Origin of the sequence: Synechococcus sp. CB0205, assembly GCF_000179255.1 — a bacterium.
Taxonomy (GTDB): Bacteria; Cyanobacteriota; Cyanobacteriia; order PCC-6307; family Cyanobiaceae; genus Vulcanococcus.
On sequence record NZ_ADXM01000044.1, the window covers coordinates 1 to 18,768 of the forward strand.

General features: G+C 63.6%; 24 protein-coding genes. 14 read left to right on the top strand and 10 right to left on the bottom strand.

From position 1 onward, the window contains the following. The 4 genes from CB0205_RS14420 to CB0205_RS0107235 form a co-directional block, all read right to left on the bottom strand. Positions 1-354: hypothetical protein (locus CB0205_RS14420; protein ID WP_010315991.1), on the bottom strand; the 354-nt coding region annotated here is incomplete at its 3' end. A gap of 164 nt (positions 355-518) precedes the next feature. Next, positions 519-734 carry a Nif11-like leader peptide family natural product precursor gene (locus tag CB0205_RS0107225; RefSeq protein WP_010315993.1) on the bottom strand — a complete coding sequence of 72 codons (216 nt, stop codon included), beginning with the start codon at positions 732-734 and terminating at the stop codon, positions 519-521. 35 nt (positions 735-769) lie between these two features. After that, positions 770-1,288: an HPP family protein gene (locus CB0205_RS0107230; RefSeq protein WP_010315995.1), complete on the bottom strand. Its 519-nt coding sequence runs from the start codon at positions 1,286-1,288 to the stop codon at positions 770-772. 7 nt (positions 1,289-1,295) lie between these two features. Next, on the bottom strand, positions 1,296-1,979 hold the full coding sequence (locus CB0205_RS0107235; RefSeq protein WP_029626205.1) for a peroxiredoxin-like family protein: 684 nt from the start codon (positions 1,977-1,979) through the stop codon (positions 1,296-1,298). Between the two features lie 337 nt (positions 1,980-2,316). Between CB0205_RS0107235 and CB0205_RS16320 the strand changes: the two genes are divergently transcribed. Beyond that, positions 2,317-2,457, top strand: coding sequence for a hypothetical protein (locus tag CB0205_RS16320; RefSeq protein WP_010315999.1), 141 nt, complete (start codon positions 2,317-2,319; stop codon positions 2,455-2,457). Next, a complete protein-coding gene (locus CB0205_RS0107245) occupies positions 2,454-2,861 on the top strand; it encodes a DUF1499 domain-containing protein (protein ID WP_010316001.1) in 408 nt (135 codons plus the stop codon). Before CB0205_RS16320 ends, CB0205_RS0107245 begins: the two co-directional genes overlap by 4 nt. On the opposite strand, the gene CB0205_RS0107250 is transcribed toward CB0205_RS0107245, so the two are convergent. After that, complete coding sequence (locus tag CB0205_RS0107250) at positions 2,851-3,417, bottom strand: pyridoxamine 5'-phosphate oxidase family protein (RefSeq protein ID WP_029626206.1); 567 nt, start codon at positions 3,415-3,417, stop codon at positions 2,851-2,853. The genes CB0205_RS0107245 and CB0205_RS0107250 overlap by 11 nt on opposite strands. After that, entirely contained in the window at positions 3,414-3,767 is a 354-nt protein-coding gene (locus tag CB0205_RS0107255) for a hypothetical protein (RefSeq protein WP_010316004.1), read from the bottom strand. The genes CB0205_RS0107250 and CB0205_RS0107255 overlap by 4 nt, the downstream gene beginning before the upstream one ends. Before the next feature lie 32 nt (positions 3,768-3,799). On the opposite strand from CB0205_RS0107255, the gene CB0205_RS0107260 reads away from it, so the two are divergent. Beyond that, positions 3,800-4,201: a DCC1-like thiol-disulfide oxidoreductase family protein gene (locus CB0205_RS0107260; RefSeq protein WP_010316006.1), complete on the top strand. Its 402-nt coding sequence runs from the start codon at positions 3,800-3,802 to the stop codon at positions 4,199-4,201. Between the two features lie 12 nt (positions 4,202-4,213). Here the strand turns inward: CB0205_RS0107260 and CB0205_RS0107265 are convergent, their stop codons facing one another. Next, complete coding sequence (locus tag CB0205_RS0107265) at positions 4,214-4,732, bottom strand: phycocyanin subunit beta (protein WP_010316008.1); 519 nt, start codon at positions 4,730-4,732, stop codon at positions 4,214-4,216. Positions 4,733-4,819: 87 nt separating this feature from the next. Here CB0205_RS0107265 and CB0205_RS0107270 point away from each other — a divergent pair, with 87 nt between their 5' ends. Both CB0205_RS0107270 and CB0205_RS0107275 read left to right on the top strand, forming a co-directional pair. Beyond that, positions 4,820-5,863: a methyltransferase domain-containing protein gene (locus tag CB0205_RS0107270; protein WP_010316010.1), complete on the top strand. Its 1,044-nt coding sequence runs from the start codon at positions 4,820-4,822 to the stop codon at positions 5,861-5,863. Next, positions 5,863-6,732: an MBL fold metallo-hydrolase gene (locus tag CB0205_RS0107275; RefSeq protein ID WP_010316013.1), complete on the top strand. Its 870-nt coding sequence runs from the start codon at positions 5,863-5,865 to the stop codon at positions 6,730-6,732. The genes CB0205_RS0107270 and CB0205_RS0107275 overlap by 1 nt, the downstream gene beginning before the upstream one ends. Here CB0205_RS0107275 and CB0205_RS15905 read toward each other — a convergent pair. Further along, positions 6,707-6,859: a hypothetical protein gene (locus CB0205_RS15905; protein WP_010316015.1), complete on the bottom strand. Its 153-nt coding sequence runs from the start codon at positions 6,857-6,859 to the stop codon at positions 6,707-6,709. The two genes, CB0205_RS0107275 and CB0205_RS15905, sit on opposite strands and share 26 nt — an antisense overlap. A 303-nt stretch (positions 6,860-7,162) precedes the next feature. On the opposite strand from CB0205_RS15905, the gene CB0205_RS16615 reads away from it, so the two are divergent. The 7 genes from CB0205_RS16615 (at position 7,163) to CB0205_RS0107315 (ending at position 14,393) form a co-directional block, all read left to right on the top strand. Next, on the top strand, positions 7,163-7,288 hold the full coding sequence (locus CB0205_RS16615; protein WP_255344645.1) for a hypothetical protein: 126 nt from the start codon (positions 7,163-7,165) through the stop codon (positions 7,286-7,288). A 3-nt stretch (positions 7,289-7,291) separates the two neighbouring features. Next, entirely contained in the window at positions 7,292-8,731 is a 1,440-nt protein-coding gene (locus tag CB0205_RS0107290; RefSeq protein ID WP_010316019.1) for an urea transporter, read from the top strand. Between the two features lie 2 nt (positions 8,732-8,733). Next, positions 8,734-8,958 carry a hypothetical protein gene (locus CB0205_RS14425; protein ID WP_010316020.1) on the top strand — a complete coding sequence of 75 codons (225 nt, stop codon included), beginning with the start codon at positions 8,734-8,736 and terminating at the stop codon, positions 8,956-8,958. Between the two features lie 189 nt (positions 8,959-9,147). Beyond that, positions 9,148-10,266: an aspartate carbamoyltransferase gene (locus CB0205_RS0107300; RefSeq protein WP_050778445.1), complete on the top strand. Its 1,119-nt coding sequence runs from the start codon at positions 9,148-9,150 to the stop codon at positions 10,264-10,266. 13 nt (positions 10,267-10,279) lie between these two features. Beyond that, the gene (gene asnB, locus CB0205_RS0107305) at positions 10,280-12,316 is read left to right on the top strand and encodes an asparagine synthase (glutamine-hydrolyzing) (protein ID WP_010316023.1); all 2,037 of its coding nucleotides are present in this window, start codon (positions 10,280-10,282) and stop codon (positions 12,314-12,316) included. A gap of 149 nt (positions 12,317-12,465) precedes the next feature. Then, positions 12,466-13,677 carry a Zn-dependent hydrolase gene (locus CB0205_RS0107310; protein ID WP_083797913.1) on the top strand — a complete coding sequence of 404 codons (1,212 nt, stop codon included), beginning with the start codon at positions 12,466-12,468 and terminating at the stop codon, positions 13,675-13,677. After that, a complete protein-coding gene (locus tag CB0205_RS0107315) occupies positions 13,674-14,393 on the top strand; it encodes a DUF1028 domain-containing protein (protein ID WP_010316028.1) in 720 nt (239 codons plus the stop codon). The genes CB0205_RS0107310 and CB0205_RS0107315 overlap by 4 nt, the downstream gene beginning before the upstream one ends. On the opposite strand, the gene CB0205_RS0107320 is transcribed toward CB0205_RS0107315, so the two are convergent. Then, a complete protein-coding gene (locus CB0205_RS0107320; protein ID WP_029626207.1) occupies positions 14,390-15,172 on the bottom strand; it encodes an HAD-IIB family hydrolase in 783 nt (260 codons plus the stop codon). The genes CB0205_RS0107315 and CB0205_RS0107320 overlap by 4 nt on opposite strands. Then, positions 15,169-16,956 (bottom strand): alpha-amylase family glycosyl hydrolase, encoded by a 1,788-nt coding sequence (locus CB0205_RS0107325; protein ID WP_083797911.1) that lies wholly within the window; start codon positions 16,954-16,956, stop codon positions 15,169-15,171. The genes CB0205_RS0107320 and CB0205_RS0107325 overlap by 4 nt, the downstream gene beginning before the upstream one ends. A 10-nt stretch (positions 16,957-16,966) precedes the next feature. On the opposite strand from CB0205_RS0107325, the gene CB0205_RS14430 reads away from it, so the two are divergent. Next, on the top strand, positions 16,967-18,232 hold the full coding sequence (locus tag CB0205_RS14430) for a glycosyl transferase (protein ID WP_010316034.1): 1,266 nt from the start codon (positions 16,967-16,969) through the stop codon (positions 18,230-18,232). Next, positions 18,229-18,405 (top strand): hypothetical protein, encoded by a 177-nt coding sequence (locus tag CB0205_RS15910; protein ID WP_010316036.1) that lies wholly within the window; start codon positions 18,229-18,231, stop codon positions 18,403-18,405. The genes CB0205_RS14430 and CB0205_RS15910 overlap by 4 nt, the downstream gene beginning before the upstream one ends. Positions 18,406-18,768: the final 363 nt, after the last annotated feature.

Below are 18,768 nucleotides of genomic sequence, written 5' to 3' on the forward strand. Positions count from 1 at the left end.
GTGATGGCCTTGATTCATCGAGCCTTGGATGACGCCACCGAGGACACCGCCGAGGACGCCGCCCAGGAAGGCTTCTCCCGAGGAGGATTGCTGAACGACGGGTTGGGTGTAGGTGACGGGAATGACTTGAGAGGGAGCCGGAGCGACCGCCTGCAGACCAGGGACACAGGCCAGATCAAGGCTGGTCATGTCAACGGCGGATTTGAGGAGGAGCTCGCCGGTTTGCCGAGAGAAGCAGTCGTAATCGAGGGAGGCGGCTTGAGCGTTGGAGGTGATGGCCAGGAGGGAGGAGCCGGCAAGTGCAGCGGCGGTGATGCCAGTGAAGCCTTGACGGAAGAAGGAGAGGGAGGTCATGGGAGAAGCGTGTGAGGAGTGAGGAGAGGGGGATGTGTTCCCCGCTGATCACAAGCTCGCCCGGTTGGGAGGAGAAGTTGTTGAGGGACGCCACGGTCTGAGGTGACGTTGCTCTCAATTTGCGACGGCTAAAGAAATAGGGGGCTCAATCCCCCTTCTGGCGCTCAGTTGTATTCGCCGGGCATGTCGTTCTTATGGACCGTGACCCGATCGAATTTCTTGCCGGAGACCCGCAGCAGTTCATCCCCGGAGAACTCAAAGCCGAGCTTTAGGCCGATCTGCGCCACGTCATCGGCGGTGGCGGCGGCCAGCACCTGCTGCTTCAGGGCCTCATCGGCCTGAAGGCGAGCCAGGAAGTCCTTGAGTTGATCGAGCGACATGGCAGCGCCGTCGGGCGCAACAGTCTCCCAGAGGCTCAGAGCCAGTGATGCGGATAGTGCTCCGCACCGGGCTGCAGCCGGCTATAGGCCACGGCGATCAGCATCATCACCAGCGAACCGCTGAGCACGGGCATCCAGATGAATCCAGGCTGGGCCTTGAGCAGGACCCCCAGAAGCGCCACCGCCCCGGCCGGTGGATGCAGGCAACGCAGCACTTGTCCGAGTGCAATGGTCACGGCCACGGCCAGGCCCATCACCCAGGGGGCATCGCCGAAGGCCATGACGCAGGCGACGCTGACGATGGCGGCCACGGTGTTCCCCAGGACCACATTCCGTGGTTGCGCCAGGGGGCTGGACGGGTGGCCAAAGAGCAGAACGGTCGAGGCTCCGAAGGGTGCCACGACCAGGGGGTAGTGGCTCCAGAGACTGATCAGGCCCAGGGCCGTAATGGCCAGCAGAGCACCCAGCCAAGCTCCGATCACCTGCCGCTGTTGGAAGCGCGGTTGGTAGTCCCTGCCCCGTTGGCGCTCCGACTGGATCCTGTCCCAGACCATCGGTCTTTCAGCTCAGATAGGGATCCAAGAAGGACAGCGGGCGACTCATTGTTGCGGAGAAGCCCAGCATTCCTTGGTCCCGATGCTCATAGAGCAGGGAGTCGTCGCTCTCCAAGAGGAAGGTGGCTCCGCGTTGGGTGATGAAGTCATCACGGGGGACATAGGTCCGCCAATTCCCCAGCACCTCGGTCATGTTGCGCAGGCGCACGGTGGCGAGCTCAAAGGGCCGCTGGAATCCCTCGCCGCCCGCCAGGCGAAAGAGGGGACTCTCGAAGCGCTGCGGCGCGGAGCGATCTCCGGTGTAGCCGCGCAGGACCTCGCTCAAGGTTCCCGGTGAGCCGATGCCGGCACACATCAACAGCAGCCCCGGCCAAGGTCCGCCGGGCGTCTGCAGGCCGGAGTAGAGCTCAAGCGCGCGGTGCAACCTCGGTTCGCTCTCCACCCTGAGGTTGCCCCGGGGAAAGCCGGTGAACTGGCAGAACCGCTCGGCTCCGGCCTCGTCACCAATGCCGATCGCCAGGGTCTTGATTCCGGCCTGCTCCAGCCTGGGCAAAACGGGGGCAAGCGCCTGGGCGTATTCCAGCGAATCGAAATCCCCGAGCTGGCTCATCAGGATCACCAGCCGTCTGGACCCTGGCTCCATCCCTGGGATAGAGCGGAGGGCGTCCAGCAGAAGGTCGGGCGTCGTCATGGGTCTGAGGTCATCGGCGTTGAGGACGGCTCTGGTCTCAACGTCTCCTCAGCCTCGCTGAACGGGTGGGGTGGGGCGAGATGCACCTCGCCCCGTTTGAGGTGCGTCTGACGAAGAGAGCAACCTCAATCCATTGATGCCATCGCCCCGGGATGTTGTCCACGGAGGGTTGGCGACTGCAGAAAAGCCAAAAAAAAACTCCGCTGGTCAATCGACCGGCGGAGGTGCGTCTCTTCGTCAAAAGCGCAGGTCTTTCCTAGGAAGTCGACCAGCCCTGGCGCCATAGGCATTTGTTCCTGGTCGTATCCAGCACAATGGCGAGAGGGGAGGCCTGCCCATGCGCCGTCATCGTTGGCTCTTGTTGATCGCAGCCCTGGCTTGCATCGGCAGCTTGCTGCTCTGGATTGCTGAGATCGATGTGGGGATTGAAGAGTCCCTCCCTACCCCGGCTCCTGTTGCTGCTCCCTCCAATCCATGACGGCTCTGTTCTCCCACTTCCTGCTGGTCTTCACCCTGGGGCTCTTTCATCTGGTGGGTCCCGTGCCGGAGGACCTGGGTGTGCAGAACGGCGCCCTCTCCCCCTGCCCCAGTCCGGCCCATTGCGCCCGCGTGGATTGGGCCGTGGCCAATCCCGAGGCGGCCCTTCAATCTCTACTCCCGGTGATCCGGGCCACCCCGCGCACCGAGATCGTCGAAGAGGTGAACGGCTACCTGCACGCGACGGCCACGAGTGCCCTGTTTGGCTTCGTCGACGATCTCGAGCTCTACGCCGATCCCAATGCTGGTGTGCTTCAGGCCCGCTCGGTCTCACGTCTGGGCGATTCGGACCTGGGTGTGAATGCGAAGCGCCTGCAGGATCTGGCGGATCAGCTCAAGGATTGAGGCGCTCTTCCGCCCAGTCCTGATCCAGCCGCCAGCGGCGACGCCGGTGGGGGTGGCCCACCAGCTCCAGCAACTCCACCTGCTGGATCTCAATCCGCACCAATTCAAAGGTCTCCGGTAGCGGGACCGCATCACCGAGGGCCTCGGGAAAGTCCCCCTGCGGATCGAAAGGGGCTCCGGGTTGGGGCCAGCCCCAGAGACTCCGCGCTCCTGGATGGAGTTGTTGCCAGTGTTGGTTGCGGGCGGACTGATCGTCGTCGGCGTTCAGGAGGAGGCGATGACCCCTGAGCCGAAACTGTGATTTCGCCTTAGGCAGAAGCCAACAGAGCTCCAGCCTGGGTTCAGCGCTGAGTTCAGCGCTCTTCTCGCTGCGTCGATCCGTCAGCAAATCCAGTTGGCAGGCCCCGGCCCAGCCGCGGAAGACCAGCGTGCGCACCCGAGGTGCCCCATCGCTTCCAAGGGTGGCCAATTGGAGCCATCGGGCCTGGGGAGACCGCCCTTCCCGCTGCCGCGCTCCGCGCAGGAGCGGCCTCCAGGGCGGCAGAGCGTCACTCATGCCGCGGACTCGCAGCGGTAATGGGCGATCTCGCCGCCGCCGCGCCGGCGCTCAGCAAAGTCAGGCTTGGCTGGATCGGCGGCCTGCCACCACCAGCGCCCATCGGTGTAACTCGGGGCCCCGGCGTTATTGGTGCGGGGCAGTTGCAGGCTCACGCCTCGCCACTCGATCACGACAAAGGCACCAGGAACGGTCCCGCCCGCGCTGTTGGGAATCCCGCTGGCATCCACGGCGCCCTGGTGCACTTCGGCCCTCAACGGATCGCCCTCACAGAGGTATTGCGTGGCGCTGGCCTGCAGCGGCCAGAGCAACAGCAGCAAGGCCAGTCCCAGATGGAGCAACGCGGTCACGGCAGCTGCACAGCGGTGATCAGGATGGCGCAATGACCTTGGTGCTCGTGTACGACGGCGGCTGCCCTTTTTGCAGTCATTTCGCCCTGCGCTCTGAGCTGGTGGGCGGGCTGCCGGGACTGGAGATTCGCGATGGGCGCGCCGATCACGCCCTGCGCGCCGAGCTCAAGCGCCGTGGCCTGGACCTGGCCCGCGGCGCGGTAGTGCTGGAGGGGGACCAGGCCTGGCATGGGGCCGAGGCGATCGCCCAACTCTGCGGCCGGCTGCGCCCGAGTGATCCCCTGCTGGCCTTGCTGCGTCAGCTCTTTGCCGCTCCGCCCCAGGCCCGCCGCCTCTATCCCCTTCTGCTCTGGGCCCGCCGGCAGGCCTTGCAATGGAAAGGCCTGCCTGAGGACCCCGATCAAGGGGTGCCTCGGCAGGCCGGCAAGAGCTGATCTCAGCGGAGATCAGGCAACAGCAGCAGCAGCGCGATCGAAGTAGGTGCCGATCTCGCTCATCAGAGCGGAGCAGTCGCCGGGGGTGATGCCGTTGCGATCGTTGGCGATCGAGATGGCAGCGTCCTTCATCTTGCGGATGCCTTCAGCCACGGAAGCGCCAGGAACGCCCAGGGCCAGGTAGGTCTCACGCAGGCCGTTCAGGCAGCGGTCTTCCAGCACGGAAGCGTCGCCGGTGAACACGGCGTAGGTGACGTAGCGCAGAACGATCTCCATGTCGCGCAGGCAAGCAGCCATGCGACGGTGGGTGTAAGCGTTACCGCCGGGGGCGATCAGAGCGGGCTGCTCGTCGAACAGCGCGCGGGCTGCGTTGGTGACGATGGCAGAAGCGTTGGAGGTGATGCGGTTCACAGCATCCATGCGCTTGTTGCTCTCGCTCACCATGGCGGCGAGGGCATCAATCTGACCAGCGTTCAGGAATTCGCCGCGGGCGTCAGCCTGGGCAACAACCTTGGTGAAAGCGTCGAACATGAACAATTGTGTTCTTGTCCTCAGAATGTAGGGAGGCCCTGGGCGCGAGCGTGAGCACTACGGTCAGGACGCGCCCAACGCCCAGGCATGCAAGACGTCGTTCAGGCCTATTACGGCAAGGAACTGCAGAGCACCGCTGATCTCAAGACCAGTGCCTGCTGCGATGCCGACGCGGTCCCCAACTGGCTCAAGCCCCTCTTAAGTCGGGTCCACCCTGAGGTGAGCAGCCGCTACTACGGCTGCGGTTTGGTCTGCCCGCCCCTGTTGGAGGGCTGCCGCGTGCTGGATCTCGGCAGTGGCAGTGGCCGCGATGTCTATCTGCTCTCCCAGTTGGTGGGTGCCTCGGGTGAGGTCGTCGGGGTGGACATGACCCCGGAACAGCTGGCGGTGGCTCGGGAGTACCTGCCGTTCCATGCGGAGCAATTTGGCTATGCCAACGTCCGCTTTCTCGAGGGGCAGATCGAGCGGCTGGAGGAGCTGGATCTGCAGCCCGCCAGCTTTGACGTCATCGTCAGCAACTGCGTCTTGAATCTCTCCACCGACAAGCCTGCGGTCTTGAGGGGGATTCAGCGGCTCCTGAAGCCCGGTGGGGAGTTCTATTTCTCGGACGTCTACGTGGACCGGCGCCTACCGGCGGCCGTTCAGCGTCATCCGGTGCTCTACGGCGAATGCCTGGGCGGAGCGCTCTATTGGAATGACTTCCTGCGGATGGCCCGCGGGGCGGCCTTCACGGATCCGCGCCTGGTGAGCGACCGTCCCCTGGAGATCACCGAGCCCCAGCTGGCGGCTCTGGTGGGTGAGGCCCGCTTCTACTCCGCCACCTACCGGCTCTTCAACATCCCGGAACTGGAGGATGCCTGCGAGGACCACGGTCAGGCCGTCATCTACCGCGGCTCCATCGACCAGGCGCCCACGCGACTGGAGTTCGACAAGCACCACAGCATCGAGGCCGGCAAGGTCTTCCCGGTCTGCGGGAACACCTATCGGATGCTGCACCAGACCCGTTTCGCTCCCCACTTCCAGTTCATGGGTGACTTCGAGCGTCACTACGGCCTCTTTGAAGGCTGCGGTTCGGCGATTCCCTTTGATCAGGACCGCGCGGCGAGCGGGGCCTCCGCCAGCTGCTGCTGATGGACGCCGCGCCGGGGCCCTTCAGCGTCAATGACAGGTGCATTGATTGCGGCACCTGCTGGCAATTTGATCCTCTGCACTTCGCCCCCACGGGCAGCAGCTCCCAGGTCATTCGTCAGCCCGAGGGAGCAGCCGAAACCCGTCAGGCCCTGTTGGCCTTGCAGGCCTGTCCGGTGGCGGCCATTGGGACGACCCCGGAGTTGCGGCGGCTGACCCCAAGCGATGGCTTTCCGGCCCTGGTCACCCGCCATACCGCTGGAGACGTCTACTACTGCGGTTGGGCGTCACGCCGCAGTTTCGGGGCCAGCAGTTGGCTCGTGGTTCGGCCGGAAGGCAACGTCCTGATCGACTCGCCCCGTTGGAGTGCACCCTTGGCTCGGCGCATCGCCGCCTTGGGCGGTCTTCAAGCCCTGGTGTTGACCCATCGCGATGACGTGGCCGACCACAAGCGCTGGGCCAAGGCCTTGGGTTGCAGCCGTTGGATTCACCAGGCCGACGCCGATGCCGCGCCAGACGCGGAGCATCAGGTTCAGGGATCTGCGGTGGTTGCGCTGGATGGGGCGTTGCAATTGATTCCCTGCCCCGGCCACACGGCGGGGTCAATGGCGGTCCTCTTGGGTGAGCGCCGCTCGGTGCTCTTCAGCGGTGATCACCTCTGGTGGCGCCCTGAGCAAGCGGTGGTGGTGGCTTCGGAGCGGTACTGCTGGTGGGATTTCAAGGAGCAGCTCCGCTCGGTGGAGCGCTTAAAGGAGCTGGATGTGGCCTGGCTGCTCCCCGGCCATGGCCACGCCCACGCGTTTGCCCCCGGGGAGTGGCGGGCCGCTGTCGAGCAGACCTTGGCCTTTAACCGAAGAAGCCCTTGCTGTTGAGCCAGAGCCCCAAGCCCAGCATCGGCACGAAGACGGCCCCAGCAATCTGAAGCTTGATCCGGGTGGCCGAGGGCTCCGCCTGGACCGGCTTGGCGGCTGCTTTGGCTTTGGTCTTGGCTTTGGCCACGGCTGCTTACTCGAGCTGTGGGGACAGGTTGCCATTGCTTGGGTCCGTACCGGCCCTGGGGCATGGGCATCGCTTTCTTTAGCAAGTTCCAACATTTGCTCTGATGCCATTGGTGGCCTTCGATGTTGGAAATCTGTGAACCTCTTGACGTCGGTCTGCTGCGTTGTCTGCGCTGACAGTGTCAGCGGCCATCGATAGGTTGCGACCAAGAGACAGCCCTAACTGCTGCGCTGTTTTCTTAACGCTCTCCCCAGCTTGGATTGATCCATGTCGCGGTTATTTGGCGCGTTTTAGAGATCGCTCATGGAGTCATTTGCAGGAGCTGTGTTGATTTTTGTCGTGGGCGGTGTCGTCACCTTGGCGACCACCGTGATGGTGATTCAGGGCCATCTCCATTGGCGCGGCCGTGATCCCTGGGGGGAGGGCTAAGCCATGGTGTTCAGCCCCACGCTTGCTGTTCAACCCTTCTTGGCCCCCGGGATCGCCTGGGCCCTGGTGGTGATTTTTTCGGTCCTTTGGATCGCCCTTGGGGTCTCCTGGGGACGCCGGGGTTCTGGCGATGCCGATGACTACATGCTGGCCGGCCGCAACATCGGTTTGGCCCTGAGCACAGCCACCTTGATGGCGTCCTGGGTGACCGGAAACACCACCTTGCTGGCGCCTGAGTTCGGCTATCGCAACGGTCTCTGGGGGATGTTCAGCTATGCCCTGGCCGGCCTGGGCCTGGTCCTGTTTGCACCCTTGGCTCTGCGGATCAAAACGCTGATGCCCAAGGGGCGCACCAGCGGCGACTTCATCCGCCTGCGCTATGGCCGAGCCGCCTGGTGGGTCTTCATGGTGATCACGGCGATCTACACCCTGGGCTTCCTGGTGACCCAGGCGATGGGGGCCGGGATCCTGCTGGAGGCCCTCTCCGGCTTCGACTATCGGCTCGGGATGGTTGTCGTCATCGGTGTCTCCACGATCTACACCCTCTATGGCGGCATGCGCGCCGTGGTGGGAACGGACTTCATTCAGTCCCTGCTGATCATGGGCTTGCTGGTGTTGGTCGCTGTTCTTGCCCTGCAGCAGTTCCCGGTGCAGGAGCTCCACCGGGAACTGGCGGCGCAGCATCCAGAGCGCCTGAATTTGCTGTTGCCCGCTGGCTTGTTGATTGCTTGGAACTCCGCTCTCTTCTCCATGGGAGAGGTGTTTCACAACAACATCTGGTGGTCACGGGTCTTCTCCAGCCGCGCCTCCGTGGTGTTTGCCTCGTTTGTGCTGGGCGGTTTGGCCTGGATGACGGTGCCGCTGGTGACCGGTTCGATCGGCCTGGTGGCGCTCGCGCAGGCGGTGGATCTGCCCCAGGTGAACATGCTCTTCCCGGTGGTGGCCTCCCAGCTCTTGGGCGCCGGTGGTGCAGCGCTGGTGTTTGTGGTGGTCTTTGCCTCCTTGACCTCCACCCTGGATTCCCTCTTGGCGTCGACGGCGGATTTGGTGGCGGAGGACGTGGTCTTCAAGTTGCTGAACCCCAACTTGAGTGATGCCCAGTTGCGGCAGGCCACCCGCTTGGTGGTGCTGGGTTTGGGGCTGTTGACCCTGCTGCTCTCCTGGCCGCGGCTCGACTCTCTGGCCTCTGTGCTGTTCTTCACCGGTGCCCTGGTGGCGTCCACGATTTGGCCGGTGGCCTACGGGCTCTACTGGCCTAGCGCCAACCGCTGGGCGGCGATTGCGGCCATGGTCTCAGGCAGCGCCGTGGGCTTAGGCGCCTATTTCCTGATCGCTCCTTACTGCGCAGCTCTGCTGTCTGCGGCGGTGTCCGCAGTGGTCATGGCCGTCGGTACCCAGCTCCAACCGGAGCGTTTCAACTGGTTGACCCTGAAGGAGGGATAGGGATGAAACGTTGGTCGCTCAAAACCCGTGTTGCCCTTGCTGCGGCAGCCCTGGCTCTGGCCTTGCCCGCCGCCCGAGCGGCGCAGTCGACGGACTCCCCGCGCTGGCTGGTGGATCTACCGCTGTTGCGCCTGGTGATTTATGGAAGTGTGGCGGGGTTGGCGCTTTCTGTGCTGGTTCTTCTGCTGATTTGGTGGAACGAATGGAGGCGCGGCGATGTCTGGTAACGCCTTTGTTTGCATGCCCCATGGCAAGAAGAGTGGCGTTTGTGTAGCCGTTGCTACGCAAATCTGCCCCGTTTTAAGCAACTTGAACTTGGAGAAAGTGATGTGGCAGGGTGGATTTTGGTTTGAGACTCAGTGCGACCAATTCCGCCGCAGCGTTCTGCAGCAGTGGGCCTGGGTCCCCTAATCGCTATGACTGCACTCCACTCCGTCAAGACGAGTACCGGCGCTGACGCACCCGTGCGTTTTGATCCACTGGGGCCGGATGTCTTTGGCGCAGCCTCTCCCCAGGCCCTGTTGGGGGCGATTCAAGAGGACGGCGAGGCGCTCCAGGATCTGGTGGGGCAGCACGTGATCTCGATTCAGCCCTTCCGGCCCGAGACCCTGCTGCAGTTGTTTCGTCTGGCAGCCAAGTTTGAGAGCAATCCCGATCGCTACACGGCCCACAACACGCCGTTGAAGGGAAAGATTTTGATCAACGCCTTCTACGAACCCAGCACCCGCACGCGGCTGTCCTTTGACAGCGCCTGGCACCGTCTGGGCGGCGATTCGATCAACATCACCGACCGCGCCACGACTGGCCTGGCGAAGGGGGAGTCGCTGGAAGACGTCGCCCACATGTTCAACAACTACGGCGACTGCATCGTTCTGCGCGATACCGACTCCCAGGCCATCTATGCGATGACCGGCACCCTGCGGATTCCGATCATCAACGCCGGCAATGGCATTGATGAACACCCCACCCAGGCAATGGCCGACCTCTACACGATGCTCAAGTGGCGCCCCGCCTTGGCGTCCCCTGAGGTCCCCGAGGATCAGCGGGCGCGCATCGGCATCGTTGGCATCCCCAGCCGCATGCGCACGGTTCGCTCACTGCTGCGGATCCTGGCGAAATTCCCGCAGATGGTGGAGGAGTTGGTCCTCATCCATGACCCGGCCAACGACGCCAGAGAGGACCTCTTTGATCGCGGCCAGCTGGAGGAGTTGCAGCAGGCGGGTCTGAAGGTGCGCTGCACCGGAGACCTGCAGGGCGAGATCCCCGGTCTGGATGTCATCTACATCAACGCCATTGCTTGGGTGGGCGATAGCTATGAGGTCCACGGCAACAGCTTTCGGCTGACGCGGGATCTGCCCTACAAGCCGGACGCCATCGTGTTGCATCCCCTGGCCCGTGGGCCGGAACTGAGTACTTGCCTCGATGACACCCCCCACAACTGGTACTTCAGTCAGGCCCGGGGGGCGGTCTTCCTGCGCATGGCTCTGTTGACCTGCATGGTGGACCGCACCAACCGGGTCATGGATGTGATCTGAGGAGGACGAAGGGATGTGTGGAATTGGTGGGGTCTTCAGCACCAGGGCGGATCAGCCCGTTGACCCGCAGCTGTTGGTCAACATGGCTGCGATCCAGGAGCATCGCGGTCCCGATGGTTTTGGCTACCGCACGCTGGATGAAGCCGGCGTGGGCTTCTGTCATGCCCGCCTCTCGATCATTGACCTGAATGAGACCCGGGCCCGTCAACCCTTCCTGAGCGCAGAGGCGGGGGCCGGCGCCCGGGTCCTGATGGCCCACAACGGCGAGTTCTATGACTTTCAGCGGATCCGCGCTGATCTGACGGCCCGCGGTGTTCGCTTCAGCAGCAAGAGCGATTCCGAGATCCTGCTGCGTCTGTATCAACAGCAGGGTTTAGGGGCGACGCTGCCGCAATTGCGCGGTGAGTTCGCCTTCGCGATCTACGACGAGACCGGCGATGTGTTGCACCTGGTCCGGGATCGCTTCGGGATCAAACCCCAGTACTGGACGATCACACCCCAGGGCTTGGTCTTTGGTTCGGAACTCAAGGTCCTGTTTGCCCATCCGGCGGTCGAGCGGCGTTTCACCTCCGAAGGGCTCTTCCACCAGTTGATGCAAACCATGGTCCCCGGGACCACGGCCTTCGCGGGCATCCATCAGGTGCCGCCTGGCCATGGCATCAGTGTTCGCCGGCGCAACGGCAACCTTGAGGTGGAGACCTGGAAGTACTGGGACATGGACTTCCCGCGCCAGGGCGAGCGGGACAGCAGTAAGAGTGAAGCCGACCACATCGAGGCGATCCGTGCCGCCCTGCTGGAAGCGGTGGAGTTGCGGATGGTCGCTGATGTCCCGGTGGGTTGCTACCTCTCCGGAGGCATTGATAGCTGCTCAATCCTGGGGCTGGCCGCTGCCGTCAGCCAGAGTCCGGTGAAGGCCTTCACCATTGGCTTTGACGACGCGCGCTACGACGAGTCGCCCATCGCCCAGGAGATGGCCGAGGCCACAGCCGCTGAGCAGGACGTCATGCGTCTCTCGGGCAAGGAGCTCTATGGCTGGATGGAGCGCACCCTCTGGCACACGGAGCGCACGATCTACAACACCCTGGCGGTGGCCAAGTTCTTGATGAGCCGCCACGTCAACAGCGTCAACTACAAGGTGGTGATGACCGGAGAGGGCTCCGATGAGCTCTTCGGTGGCTATCCCGCCTTCCGCCGAGACATGTTCCTGCACGGTCTGCAGGATCTGCCGGAGCCGGAGCGCAAAGCCTGGGAAGACCTGCTGCAGCAATCCAATGCCTTGGTGCAGGGGGCGATGTTGGCGGCGGATCAAGTGGATGACCCCGACCTTGATGCGGTCGTGGGCTTCACCCCCAGTTGCCTCCAGCCTTGGTTGGCCTGTGCGCCGTTGGTGCCGGCCCTGCTCGCGGAGGCCCATCGCTCGGCCCTCTCGGACTATTCGCCGGGCCAGGCCATCGCCAAGACCCTGGATCCCGATCAGCTGGAGGGGCGCCATGCCCTCGATAAGGCCCAGTACGTCTGGATCAAGACGATGCTGGAGGGGCAGATCCTCACCTGGGGCGGTGACCGGGTGGACATGGCCAACTCCATGGAGGCGCGGCCGGCCTTCTTGGATCACCACCTGGCGGCAGCGGCGGTTCAGGTCCCACCTGAGCTGCGGATCAAGGGCAAGACCGAGAAGTACGTCCTGCGCGAGGCCATGGCGGGCCTTTTGCCGGAGGTGCTCTACAAGCGCGAAAAATTTGCCTTCATGGCTCCGCCGGCCCACACCGAGCCCGAGAAGTGGGAGCAGATGAAGCAGCTGGCCGATGACTACCTGAGTGATCAGGCGATCGAGGCGGCGGGACTCCTGAGCGTCGCGGGTGTTCGGGCCCTCTTCGCCCGCCATGACGACCCGGCCACGACCGATGCGGACCGCGTTCAGATGGACGCCATGATCAACCACCTGCTTGGCGTGCAGATGTTGCACCGGATGTTCATTGCCGCGGATGTGCCGGCCCAGGCCCGCGCCAAGGCCGATGCCCTCGGCTGGCACCCGGCCGCTGCGGCTTAAACGGTCGCAACGGTTACGCAGTACTTGGCCCTCCTGGCGGATGGTGGGAGGGCTCTTTTGAACGTGCAGGTCTGCGGTTGGTTCTCTCTGCCCCGGGCTCCCAAACCCTTGCGCCCACCGCTCAACTGAAGAGACCCTCGGTCAACGCCATGCGCCTCCTGGCCTCCTTGGAGGCCATGGCCGAAGTCGGTCTTCAGCCAGATGGTTCCATTTGCCGGCGCGGCTTCAGCGCCGAGGACCGTCAGGGCCGTGAACTGCTGAGTGAATGGCTGATCGACGCGGGGATGAGCCTGCGCATCGATGCCGCCGGCAATCTGATTGGCCGCCTGGAGGGCTCAGAGCCAAACCTTCCCGCGCTGGTGAGCGGCTCACATCTGGACACCGTTCCAACCGGTGGTCGCTACGACGGCACCCTCGGCGTCTTGGCTGGACTGGAACTGGTCCGCTGCCTGAAGGATGCCTCGCTTCAGCTGCGGCACCCCTTTGAGCTGATCGTCTTTGCCGATGAGGAGTCCACGATGGTGGGCTGCAAAGGGATGGCCGGAACGGCCAGCGGCGACCCCAGCGATTACACCACCAGTAACGGTGATCCGATTGATCGGAACCTGGCTCGCCTCGGTGGGGACTGGGAGCGCCTGACCACTGCGGCCCGCAGCGATGACGCCATTGCTGCTTTTCTCGAGCTCCACGTGGAGCAGGGTGCTGTCCTGGAGCAACGCGGCGACAGCATTGGTGTCGTTCAAGGGGTGGTCGGCCAGCGCCGTTTCACGATCCGCGTTTGCGGGCAGGCGAACCACGCCGGTACGACGCCGATGGATCAGCGGCAGGATGCCCTGGTGGCCGCCGCGCAGGTCGTCTTGGCGGTTCAGACCATGGCCCTCGAGCACCCCGGTGATCCGGTGGCCACGGTCGGCAGATTTGAGGTCTGGCCGAATGCCGCCAACGTCGTTCCCGGGGAGGTTCAGTGCAGCGTCGATCTGCGCGATCTGGACCCCGAGGTCTTGGCCTCCCTGAGTGCGCAGCTCGAGGAACGCCTGGCGTCTATTGCTGAGGCCAGTGGTTGCAGCGTGACGATGGAGCCCCAGTTCTCTGTGGATCCGACCCCGGCTGCACCGCTGCTGATGGAGGCGATCGCCGCCTCGGCCTCAGCCTTGGGCTTCTCCCACAGCGCCCTTCCCAGTCGCGCCAGCCATGACGCCCAGGAATTGGGCCGCCGTTGGCCGATGGGCATGGTTTTTGTCCCAAGCCATCGGGGCCTGAGCCATTCCGCGGCCGAGTACACGAGCCTTGAGCAGTGTGTTGCCGGAACGTCGGTGTTGCTGGAGGCGTTTCTGCGCCTGGATGCCCAGCTCTCGGGATGACCTTTTCAATCCTGGCGCGGGATCCATCCAACGGGCGCTTTGGCGTGGCGGTTGCCACCTGTCACCTCGCCGTCGGATCAACGGTTCCCCATATCCGCTCTGGGGTTGGGGCCGTCGCGACCCAGGCCCACACGAACCCCTATCTGGGGATTTGCGGCCTCGAGCGCATGGAGCAGAACCGGGATGCGGAAACCGTCCTGGCCAGCCTGTTGCGGGATGACCCGCAGATGGAGCACCGTCAGCTGCACCTGATTGATGCCTGCGGCCGTACGGCGGGCTGGACGGGCTCTGAATGCGGTCCCTATGCCAGCCATCGCTGCCATCCGGATCTGGCGGTCGCGGGCAACTTTCTCGCTGGCGAGGCTGTCCTGCTGGCGATGGAGGAGGCCTTTCTGTTGAGTGATCCTTCCTGGAAATTGGGGCGTCGCATGCTGAGCGCCCTTCGCGCCGGTGAGGAGGCCGGCGGTGATCTGCGCTCCCCCCATGCGACCTCGGCTGCCCTGCAGGTCAGCGGCGAGGCGGCTTTCCCGCTGTTGGATCTGCGGGTGGATTTTGAAGAGCGCGCTGTCGACTCCCTGATGGCGCTGTACGAGCGCAGTCAGCAACTCTGGGTGCAGCAATGGCGTGATTCCTTTGCTGAACTGCCCAATCCCGCAGGCACGGCTCTCAACCGAACGGTCACACCGCTCGTCGGGGACGATCCCTCGGCGGCTTAACCGATGAGTTCGCGGATGACCCGTGCCCATCCCTCGGCATGGGCGGCGGGGGCCAACAGGTAGCGCTTCTGCTCAAGGGCGCGGTGGAAGGCGGGGTGCGGGCCATCCGGACCTGGAACAACGACGGCCACATCGGCCGCTTCCAGTAGGGGAATGTCATTGGGTGAGTCCCCCAGCCCCAGCACCCTGGGTTGTTGGCCTCCCAGCCGTTGTTTGAGACGAGTTAGGGCTTCACCTTTGCTCACCTCTGGCCCCAAGAGGTGGCCCATGCGGTTGCCCTGGACGACGCTGAGACCCAGGGAGGCGGCCAGGGCTGGTAGGCGTTGACGCCCTTCATCCGAGGGGGGAACAAAGGGCACACTCCAACAGCGTCTCTGGGCTTGGGCTAAGGCCTCACCACCAAGGCCCAGTAGACGCAAGCCTTCACTTTCGCTGAGCTCCTCCAAGGGGAGTAGGGATTCACCCAGTAAGGCCTCCAACTCACTCAGCCGAGGCCGAAGGAGCTTGTGGTGGATGCCGAGGGCCTCTTCCCATTCCTCACCGCTCGGTGCTTCTCCATGGATCGCTCCTCCGTTTTCGACGATGAATGGATCACGGAGCCCAGCGGCTTGCCGAAAGTCCCGGACTTCTTCGGCGGTTTTGCTCGTGCAGGGGATGACCGGAATCTGTTCGCGCTGCAGCCATCGCAGGGTCTCGGCAGCTGGTTCCCAGCTGTAGTTGTGGTCCAACAGAGTCCCGTCCAGGTCCGTGACGATCCACCAGGTCTTGGGTTGACTCATCGGCTGCTGATCCAATAGACGCCAAAGGGTTCCAGCTCCAGTTGGCGCTCGGTTCTGACCGTTCCAGCCGGATTGAGGTGATCGATCCATCCCCGAGGAGAGGACGCACCCCAGAGCGATGCCAACACGAGTGATTGGCGCGTGGCGGTGAAGTTGTGGATAGCCCACAGACGCGCGTTCTCTTGGCCCCGCTCCAGGATCACCACATCGGAGCGGCCTGCGCTGATGACTCGCATCGGTGCATCAGGATCCAGGGCGGGCAGGTTGGCCCTCTGCTCCATCGCGTACTGCAGCTGGGCGACATTGAGGCTGGCGTCTTGGCCAGGGTCCTGGAGTTGCAGCTGCAGTGCCTGAGCATTGAACTGCGGCCGGTTCAAGTCCCTGCGATGGCCGCTGGCCTGAAAGCGAGCGGTGTCGTTTGGGGCCGCCAGCAGGGCTGGTAAATAAAACGCAGGCACCCCAGGTAGGGCCAGCTTGAAGCGCTGGCTCAGCAGAAAGCGTTCCCGCTGCCAGCGCCGTGAGTCCCGACCGGGATCGGCCATGGCACTCCACCAGCTGATGTTGATTTCGTAAGGAACTTCAGTGCCATCACTGAGGCGCCGGTGGCTGATCAGCCCACCCCGTTGTTCGCACCCGGCCAGAAGTTGGAGTAACCGGGGCTGATCCATCAGGCCTTCGAGTGGTCGAAGCCCAACCCCGTCATGGCTGGCGCTGAAGTTCAGCAGGTTGGTGCCCTCGGGTAGTTCTGGCCAACCCGCTAGCCAGCGGTTGAGTAGATCGCAGCGCTCGCTCTGGCTCGCCTCCAGCAACAGCGGAGGCAGGGGGAAGTTGTAGGCCAGGTGCGCTTCCCGCCCGGACCGCAGATAGGAGAGGTTCTCTGCCTCCGGCACGTTCGTCTCGGTCACCACGGCCCCCCCAGGGGCGTGGGCTTCCTGCAGGAGGCGGAGCACTTGGACGATGACGTGGGCTTGAGGTCGGTGGATGCAACTGGTGAAGCGTTCCTTCCAGACGTACCCCACCGCGTCCAGCCGCAACCAGCCGACGCCGTGGCGGAAGAGGCGTTGCATCAGACGGTTGAAGTGCCGCAGCACCTCTGGCTCCTGCCAGTTCAAATCCACCTGGTCCGGACCGAAGGTGGTCCAGACCTGCTTGCTGCCGCTGCGGCCGGCCAGGCTGCTGATCAAGGGCGAACTGCGGGGCCTCACGACATCCGACCAGCAGACATCAGGACTGGCCTGCAGGATGCAGGAGCTGCCGGGTGCCCTGTCTTGGAGGCATTGGTGGACCCAAGGGTGGGAGGCCGAGACGTGGTTCAGCACAAGGTCCGCCATCAGGAGACGTCCGTGGCTCAGGGCCTCCAGGTCCTTCCAATCACCGAAGCGCGGCTCGAGCTCCTCGTGGCTGGAGATTGCGAAGCCCCCGTCACTGGTGGAGCGCCAAAAGGGCAGCACATGGACGATGGAGGAGAGGGCGAGTAGCGGGCCATTCAGCAGCTCTCGCAGTAGAGGAAGGCTGGTGCGATCGGTTTCGATCACCGAATCGGCGTAGCAGATCAGCACGCAGGTTGCGCTGCTCCAGGGGCGCTGCGTTTGGGTGTGCGTCTGCGCACCGAGACACTCGGACTGCAGCAAATGCGACGACAAGCTTTTGATCTCGTTTGAAGACTGCCCCGGGTAAAGACCTCCCAGTAACAGTTCCAGCTGTCTCTGCCGGTCCAACCCAACCACCAGCGCTCCCTCCACTCCACCAGATATCGAGCAGCTGGCTCCTGGGTGTTGTTGCATCGATTACTGCATGGACTTCCAGCAAGGACTGATCACCACTGTTCATGACTACGGCTTCTCAGGGGCAGCCCCTGAGCTGTTCCATCAGCAATTACGTGATCGTCCGACGGCTCTGCTGCTCCCCTGCTTGATGGAGGAGTTCCGCCGCCCGGCCTTGCGCCTGATCCGTGAGGTGTTGTCGGGGCTCGAAGGTCTGCAGTCGCTCGTCATCGCCCTGGCGGCTGACTCCGTTGAGGAGGTGGATGAGGCCGAGGCGTTCTGGGCGGCGATGCCCTTCCCCGTGCACGTGCACTGGACCAATGGCCCGGCGGTCATCGAGCTGCTGCAGTCAGTCAAATCCTTAGGTCTGGACGTGCTTGGTCCCCCTGGCAAGGGATGGGCCGTCTGGCAGGGCTTGGGGGTGGCCTGCCGCGAGGCTGAAGTTGTCGGGCTGTTCGACGCCGACATCCGGACGTTTTCGTCGGCCTATCCCCAGCGCATGCTCCAGCCCCTGTTGGATCGCTCCACGGGGGTCGCCTATGTCAAAGCCTTCTACAGCAGGCTTTCCCTCGAAACCCATGCTCTGCAGGGAAGGGCGACCCGTTTGTTCGTGGGTCCCTTACTGAGCAGCTTGGAGCAGATCGTCGGCCCTCTTCCCTATCTCCGTTATCTCCAGTCCTTTCGCTATCCCTTGGCCGGTGAGTTTGCATTCACGACCGATTTGGCGATGAATTTGCGAATTCCTTGCGATTGGGGCTTGGAGATCGGATTGCTCTCCGAGGTTTATCGCCACGTCGCCATGAGTCGGATTGCCCAGGTGGACCTGGGGGTGTTTGACCACAAGCACAAGGATCTCGGGGCGACCCCTGAGCAGGGACTCAAGCGGATGGCCAGCGAAATCCTGCGCACGGTCCTGCGGGGCTTGATGGAGCACGAGGGCTGCAATTTGCTCAACGAGCAACTCCCCACCCTGGAAGCGCTCTATCGCAGGGTCGGCCAAGATCGGGTCCGGCAGTTCGGGCTCGATTCAGCCATCAATGGCCTCCCCCATGACCGCCATGGCGAAGAACTGGCCGTTCAGGACTTTGCGCAGCTGCTGCGGCCGGCCATCAAGGATCTGATGGAGACACCCTCGGTTCAGCAACTGCCGAGCTGGTCCCGGGTGCTCAGCTGTAGCCAGGATCTTCAGCAGGCCTTGGCCGCGGCGGGTCAATGTCGATCAGCAGGACGTAACGCTGACTACGTCACCCCCCCATCGGATACGGCTCAATTGGAGGAGCCATTCGTCGCCGCATGACGGGTTCGATCGAGATCCCCACGTCATCCACCACGCCTCAGGTCAAACTCCACTACTGGACCAATGGCGGAGCCCAGAGCGTTGTTGTCCCACTCGATGAGGAGGTCCAGCGCCACCGCCTGTTGCTCTCCAACGGAGCAGTCCTGCTCAAGCGGGAACTGATGGCCGCCTAGGCAAAAAAAGCCCCGCCAAAGGCAGGGCTTTTCGGGATTCGCTTCAAGGGTGTGACCTTGTTTCCACCTTTGAGGCGAATCCACTCCTTACACGCACCAACCATCGCCAGAGGACTGGCACAGTGCCAGTTCTTTGTAACCAGTTGTTCAACCGCACAGGCTCTGGGACATTCGCTTCCCTAGAACGGCGCTTGGAAACATTCCATTCCAACCTCACACCACGGCAAGCCCCCTCGTCATGAGGGGGCTTTTTTGTGACTGGAGCTTGCCCACAAAAAACCCCGCCGAGGGCGGGGTCGGGGGGTGTGAGGAATGGTGCAACCCATGCAGGTAGACCATGCCGCCGGCATGAACCAGTGGAGC